General features: G+C 40.5%; 6 protein-coding genes and 2 pseudogenes. 1 reads left to right on the top strand and 7 read right to left on the bottom strand.

The window, feature by feature from the left end:
- Positions 1-110: 110 nt before the first annotated feature.
- Both AB4623_RS22345 and AB4623_RS22350 read right to left on the bottom strand, forming a co-directional pair.
- Positions 111-323, bottom strand: coding sequence for a VF530 family DNA-binding protein (locus AB4623_RS22345; protein WP_017063289.1), 213 nt, complete (start codon positions 321-323; stop codon positions 111-113).
- A gap of 39 nt (positions 324-362) precedes the next feature.
- On the bottom strand, positions 363-1,319 hold the full coding sequence (locus tag AB4623_RS22350; protein WP_372147401.1) for a LysR substrate-binding domain-containing protein: 957 nt from the start codon (positions 1,317-1,319) through the stop codon (positions 363-365).
- Between the two features lie 103 nt (positions 1,320-1,422).
- Between AB4623_RS22350 and AB4623_RS22355 the strand changes: the two genes are divergently transcribed.
- Positions 1,423-1,629: a DUF1127 domain-containing protein gene (locus AB4623_RS22355; protein WP_102331947.1), complete on the top strand. Its 207-nt coding sequence runs from the start codon at positions 1,423-1,425 to the stop codon at positions 1,627-1,629.
- 106 nt (positions 1,630-1,735) lie between these two features.
- On the opposite strand, the pseudogene AB4623_RS22360 reads toward AB4623_RS22355, so the two are convergent.
- The 5 genes and pseudogenes from AB4623_RS22360 to AB4623_RS22380 all read right to left on the bottom strand — a co-directional run bounded on the left by AB4623_RS22360 (position 1,736) and on the right by AB4623_RS22380 (position 6,696).
- Positions 1,736-2,641: pseudogene (locus AB4623_RS22360) on the bottom strand (LysR substrate-binding domain-containing protein).
- 338 nt (positions 2,642-2,979) lie between these two features.
- On the bottom strand, positions 2,980-4,668 hold the full coding sequence (locus tag AB4623_RS22365) for an AMP-binding protein (protein WP_372099621.1): 1,689 nt from the start codon (positions 4,666-4,668) through the stop codon (positions 2,980-2,982).
- 93 nt (positions 4,669-4,761) lie between these two features.
- Positions 4,762-4,905, bottom strand: a pseudogene (locus tag AB4623_RS22370) (helix-turn-helix domain-containing protein); the annotation flags it as partial.
- 136 nt (positions 4,906-5,041) lie between these two features.
- Positions 5,042-5,728: a transglycosylase SLT domain-containing protein gene (locus tag AB4623_RS22375; protein WP_372102531.1), complete on the bottom strand. Its 687-nt coding sequence runs from the start codon at positions 5,726-5,728 to the stop codon at positions 5,042-5,044.
- A gap of 101 nt (positions 5,729-5,829) precedes the next feature.
- The gene (locus tag AB4623_RS22380) at positions 5,830-6,696 is read right to left on the bottom strand and encodes a LysR family transcriptional regulator (protein ID WP_372099625.1); all 867 of its coding nucleotides are present in this window, start codon (positions 6,694-6,696) and stop codon (positions 5,830-5,832) included.
- Between the last annotated feature and the right edge of the window lie 166 nt (positions 6,697-6,862).

Genomic DNA, 6,862 nt, shown 5'->3' on the forward strand with positions numbered 1-6,862 from the left:
AGATGCGAGAGATGCGAGATGCGAGATGTGATATTGATATGGCCCCTAAAAAGTAGACACAGGGGTTGTCCCGTATTTAATCAACACGGGACAGATAAAGTAGGGAGAGATTAACGCTTTAAGTCGATGTAAATCTGCTCAACCTTAGTTCGTGCCCAATCTGTTTTTCGCAGAAACTTTAAGCTCGATTTAATGCTAGGGTCTTTTTTAAAGCAGTTGATATTAACCATGTAACTCAACTCTTCCCAACCGTAATGTTCAACCAATTCAGTTAGCAGCTTTTGAAGCGTGATACCGTGAAGTGGGTTATTTGCTTGTGTCATGAGATTTACCCGTCATTTATTTGCTCTCAGTATATCAGCTTAGCCATCAGAGTTTCCCGACCATTTCAATGAGAAGTCGGTATCGACGATATTGAGCATTTCCCTTCCTTTGTTACCAAACTCACTGACCTGCGTTTCTATCCATTTGGAGAAGCGTTGAATCTTATCGCGATGAAAGTATCCCGGTGGCGCACATAAGAAATAGTTGTATTTTGGTCTTAGCGCTGTATGACCAATTCTAACTAGCTTCCCTTCTTGCAGGTATCGATACACCAAGCTGTGTTTGACTAAAGCGACTCCTTGAACAGAGAGTGCCCCTTCTAGTACAAAGTGAGAGCCATCAAACTGCAACGTGGTGTGACCGCCTTCAACGCCTACTTCATTAAGCCATATTGACCAATCCATGTCTGGCCATCGGTCTTCAATTAGCTCGGCTTTGTGCAGGTCCTCGACACTGTATATTCCATACTTCTCCTGATAGAGCGGATGACAAACAGGATATAACACTTCATCCATTAGCCAGCGCGACTCTAGATTTGGGTAGTTACCGTGCCCATAGCGTATACAGATATCGATACTCGAATCCTCAAAGGTGATCAGCTTATTGGTCGGTTCTATTAACATAGATAAATCTGGGTGACGGTCGCGGAAGTCGCCAATTCTAGGCACTAACCAATGTTGTGCAAAAGAGGGTACGGTCGAAATCGATAACTGAGTGGGGTTGGGGTCTTGGTTTATTCGTCTTACTCCATCTTGAATATGAGCAAAGCCTTTCTTCGCTTGTAGATAGAGCACTTCACCTTCATGAGTTAATACTATTTTTCGGTGCTGGCGAATAAACAGGTCTGCGCCTAACCATTCTTCAAGTTGGCGAATTTGTTGGCTGACTGCTGCAGCCGTGACAAATAGCTTTTCTGCTGCGAGCTTGAAACTGCCAGTTTCAGCCGCAGTATAAAAATAGTAGATCCCTTGGAATGGTGGCGTTCGCTCTCTCACATTAGTTTTCCTTAACTGAGTACCAGTATCTATCGTTTGTCGCTAATGCGTTACAGGTCGATTATTGACCATAAGAAAGCAAAGCGTCAATAGGAGAGCGATTATGAACACGATAACAACGACATCAAATACTCATCATTCATTCTTATCATCATTATCAGGTAAGAAATTCTATTCTAAATTTAGGATTTATCTTCAGAATCGTAGGACGAGAAAACACCTAGCAGAGCTATCGGATCATTTACTTGAAGATGTTGGTATTACCCGAGAGCAGGCTAATGAAGAGATGAAAAAATCTTTTTGGGAGTAAATAAACTTCACGCACGTAACTCTATCTATATAAAAGGAGTTACGTGAACGCGGAGTGTGATAAGTAATGCTGAGTTATCTTTGCAAAGCCAAAGCCAAAGCTAAAGTTAGCTCTTAGATACTTCAGACACTTCTTCATGCAACCACTCAGTAAATGCCTCAATACGTTCTTTCCTCGGCGAGCTAGGGTCAAAACATAAGTTAACTTGAACCCCAGGTGTCATGCCTATATCAAAGGGTTTCACTAGTAAGCCGCGTTCGATGAAGTCACCAGCCAAGCTGTCTGTAGCTAGGCAAACCCCGTGACCCGCCATGACTGTGGTTAGACCCATATCAAATGTGCCTACTTCTACCCATTGGACAGTACTACTTTTGATTGGAACATTTACTCGTTTGAACCACTCCTCCCAAAGATAGTGCCCCCCTTTAAATTGGATCAGCCAACACTTTAGAAGCTGTTCTGGTGACGAAAACTTCAAAGAGTTAGCAAGAGCAGGTGAGCAAAAGGGATATAAAGGTTCATTGATTAGGACTTCAAGCGATAGACCTTGCTCAACAGGGAGATCCTCACCTTGAAGAATCGCGACGTCAATCTCATCATATTTTAGTTTAGGAGTATCATTCTCGGTGAGGAGTTTGATTGGTATTTCGGGGTGTTTGACTGAAAACTTCCACAACCGAGGTAATAGCCAACGCGATGCAAAAGATGGCAGACTTCGAACCACGATAACGCCTTGTAAGGGTTCAGACTGGATCTTGTTCAACCCGACAACAAGCTCTTTAAATCCATCTGACACATGTTGGAAGAGAGTCCGACCCTCTTTAGTCAATGCCATTTCACGCCCTTTCCTAATGAACAGCTTGCACTCTAGTTGTTCCTCTAACTGACGGATCTTTTGGCTGACAGCAGCTTGGCTAACAAAGAGCTCTTCTGCTGCCTTGCTGTAGCTACTCAAGCGAGCTGCGACTTCGAAGTAACGAAGTCAGGAAAGGTGGCGTAGTCTATTATCCATAACGTCTTCTTATAGTTCTTGTTAGAAATGGTTGTTCGCTTATCGAACAGGTTGTTTTCATAATAGCGATAAATAAACAGGGAATACAAGAGAGAGAACATGAAAGCAATAACCTGCTGGGTCAGTATATTTGTTACTCAGGTACTTAAAATCAATGATAATACTAAGGTGAGGAAGCCGACTAAATCTAGACAAGTTGTTTGCTTGGAATCGTTAAGTCATCGAATGAGAAAGGATGTCGGCTTAGATTACGAGAGTAGTGATGCTGCGGATTATACTAAGTACTTATAATGTGAGCTTACAAAAAAGGAGCCATAATGGCTCCCTCTCGATTTTAATTATTCTTCCCAAACCACCAATTTATCTTTCGGCCAGTTATGACCAACTTCATGGTATTTCTGCTCAAGGATATGTCGCTTGATTTTGAGAGTTGGTGTTAACACGCCATTCTCAATGCTCCATGGTTCCTTAATCATCAATACACCTTTGATCTTCTCGTGTGAACCGAGCTGCTCGTTCATTTTCTCGATAACGCGCTTTGTCGTTTTCTCATAGCGAGCTCTATCGAAATTAGGGAAGTCATGCGGTACCACAAGTAGGATTGGACCAGGTAGGCCAAGACCTATCAAACACATCATTTCTACGCGGCTGTACTCAAACAGTTTGTTTTCGATTGGTACAGGGGCAACAAACTTACCTTTAGCGGTTTTAAAGGTATCTTTCTTACGCCCACGAATCGTTAGGTAACCTTCACTATCGATATCACCGATATCACCGGTATGAAGCCAACCATCCGAGTTAAAAGACTCTTGGGTTGCAATATCATTCTTGTAGTAACCAGAGAATAAGCCTTTGCCTCGAACTAGAATCTCTTCATCTTCAGCTATTTTGAGTTCGATCCCTGGACCTGCATTACCAACCGTACCAATTTTATCGGCTCTGAATGGGTAGTTGAGCGTGCTGTAGGCGAAAGACTCTGTCATGCCCCATGCCTCGGTAATGTGCAGGCCAACACTCTCATACCATGCGAGTAGAGCGGGTGATACAGGTGCAGAACCACATCCAAGAACGCGAGCTTGGTCTAACCCTAAGCCATCAGCAAGTTTCTTCTTAATGATGTTGTTGATAAACGGAATCTTCAGTAAGAAGTTCAGTTTCTTCTGTGGCAATTTGTCTTGGATTCGCTGCTGGAACAGAGTCCATAAGCGAGGAACTGAAATAAACAGCGTAGGGCGATGCATTTTCACATCATCAATAAAGGTGTCTAAAGATTCAGGGAAAGCCGTAACCACGCCCCCCATTACTGAAGAACCAAAGATGTAAACGCGTTCTGTAATATGAGCAAGCGGTAGGTAAGAAAACAGGCGATCGCCAGGTTGGATCCCAATATGGTCAATCAACCTTTGAACAGACCAAGTAAACGCGCCGTAGGTGAGCATTGCGCCTTTTGGTAACCCTGATGTACCCGATGTATAAACAAGTGACATCAGCTTATCGTCGTGATGCTGAGGGCGTTTGGTTGATGGTTCATGTGTCTCAATGAGCTTCTCGAAAGTGTGTTGGCACTTCGCTGCGCTGTCGTATGGCAGTGAAATACTCACCAAGCTCGGATTGTCATCAAGTACTTTTTGAGTGGCTTTAGGATCGTCAAGCTTACCCGCAATCACAATTTTACTTTCACTGTGTTCAATACAGTACTGAATGGTATCTGCACCTGCTGTTGGAAAGATTGGGACGCTGACAAAATCTCCTAACATCATGGCAAGATCGCAGATGAACCACTCTGCACAGTTTTTCGATACGAGAGCGACTCGATCGCCAGGTTGGGCTCCGAGTCCTTCTAATGCTGACGCCAGTTTCAGTGCTTTGTCGGCTACTTCTTTATAAGTAAATTCGACAAATTGACGGTTAATAATCTGTTTCAAATAGACTTCATCTGGGCGATCTTCTGCCCATTTTAAAATCATGTCATTGGGTGTAGGGAGAGCTGTTGCTTGTTCTTGGCTAAACTCGTTAGGCTGAATCATTGTCTAACTCCATGTTTTTCGCTAAGTTATTTTTGGTTATTTTTGTTAAAATCATGTTAAATGTACCATGATTTTTTCTTTTAGGGAGTAAAATTAGCGTTTTCTGTTATCTGTGCAGGCACGTCTGTAGCTTGCAGGGGTTACGCCCGTCCTTTTCTTAAAAATTCTTGAAAAATACGACACATCCTTGTAGCCACATTGATAAGAAATTACAGCTATTTTTGATTCGGTATCCGCTACGTGTAAGTCCACGGTTTATTATAAGACATTATCGAAACAACCCTGACACTGTATTCAATTACCAGAGCTGTTATTAATTCAAATTTTAGGTTAGAAATTTAATGATCGCCATCGCCATATAAGAATATATGCATCAGTTGAGCAAGGCTTGGTATTGCTTGTTTAGTTTGTACACTTTTGCTACGTAAGTTCTTGTTTCTGCAATACGTAATTGTGTTGTTAGCATGGTATATAACTCATCAACTGATAACTTATTGATATTTTTGGAGAATGAACTGATGTCTTTATCACCGAAGGAGTATTTCATTAGATTAGACAAGCCACAGTTATAGGAAGCAATTGCTAGTAGTCTTCTCGCGCTAGAAGAGCGAATGTTGTTGAGATACTTCGTCTCCAAGAGATGCAAATAAGCGGTCCCTACATCAATATTGAATTCAGGGATAAAGAGATCTTGTGCTCTGATAGGTCTATTGCCATAGAGTTCACGTGAAACTTCAGCTGCCCCACCATTAACAAGAATTTGCATTAATCCAATAGCAGAGGCGTGGGAAACAGCATTTGGATCAAAGAAACTTTCAGCGTGTATCATAGCAACGATTAATGATGCTGGAATTTTCCACTTTGTTGCAGAACGCTCAATGTGAGTTTGATATATTGTATATTTATTGCTGACGCTGTCAGTGATTTTATGGGATAGAAGTACGGGTGGATCGGTTTTGGAAGCTCTTAGTTCGTGTATTCTCTTGCTTTTCGGAACCACAATTCGCTGCAATCTTTGATTTTCTTGCAGTTCTTCATAAGAGTTTATCGAGTCTCTCATATGAGTCACTTTCGCTGAGATCTCACTATTAAAACTAATTAATATCAATGAAACTGAAAGGCAGAGATACTTCATATTTTAATAGAGTTGTTGTTCATGTTTCATAGGTGATAGGTACTTCTTAGTCTGTTATGAATCCACTGATGATATTTTCCAAATTCACTGTGCAATGGCCAGATCATAGACGCATATATTTGCTTACCAAACAATTGAGTATCACTGGGTATTTTTATTAATTTGTTCATTACTGTTTTGGTTTCAATGATATGCTGAGGAAGAAGGGCTATCCCTTTCCCTGCGCTACAGAGTTCAAGGATAGTACTAATATCATCCAATACCCAAATGTTATGGCTTGAAATGATGGAATAATCAATAATATCTTTATATCCATCAAGCAATAACAATCGATTGTTTTGTGAATTGAATTTTGAGTTTTGAACGACTTCTTTACTCGCTACCCAAATGCAATTAACTAAAAATAATTCTTCTATATTAAAGTTATAGATGGTTTTGTGATAGGGGTTTCCTATCGCGATATCAATTTTTTTACGATTGATATAATCACCTAAAATATAGCTTGGTTTTGTTACAACGTTTATCTCAACTTCTGGAAACTCCTCGGAAAATTCAACAAGAGCATTTCTCACATTTGAATTTAGCATTAGTAGGTCAATGCCTACTTTTATTTTTGTTAAATTTGAATTTGATAGATTTTTAGCAATGTTACTTAACTCTTTGTGTTTGCTTATTATTGGTGTAGTTAGCGCATATATTTTTTTTCCTTTATCGGTTAATGATACGGTGTGACCACCTCTATCAAAAAGAAAATATCCTAAATCTTGTTCTAGATTTTTTATCGCTCCACTTATCGTTGATTGCGATTTACCTAGTTTCCTCGCAGCACAACTGAACGACCCTTCAGAGGCAACTGTATGAAATGAGATTAAATTGTCTAAAGTGAGCCTCATATCTCCCTCCTGAAGACTTTGCACCGTAAGTATTAGGCTAATACTAATAATCCTAACTGGCACTATTTGAAATTAAAATGTTATGTAGATCACATTTTAACTTTGGGTGCAATGAACTTAATTTTCAAGAATAAATATTAATTTAGAAGCTAAATCCCTTAAAATT

Source organism: Vibrio sp. 10N.222.52.C12 (genome assembly GCF_041474215.1).
GTDB classification, from domain to species: domain Bacteria; phylum Pseudomonadota; class Gammaproteobacteria; order Enterobacterales; family Vibrionaceae; genus Vibrio; species Vibrio crassostreae_C.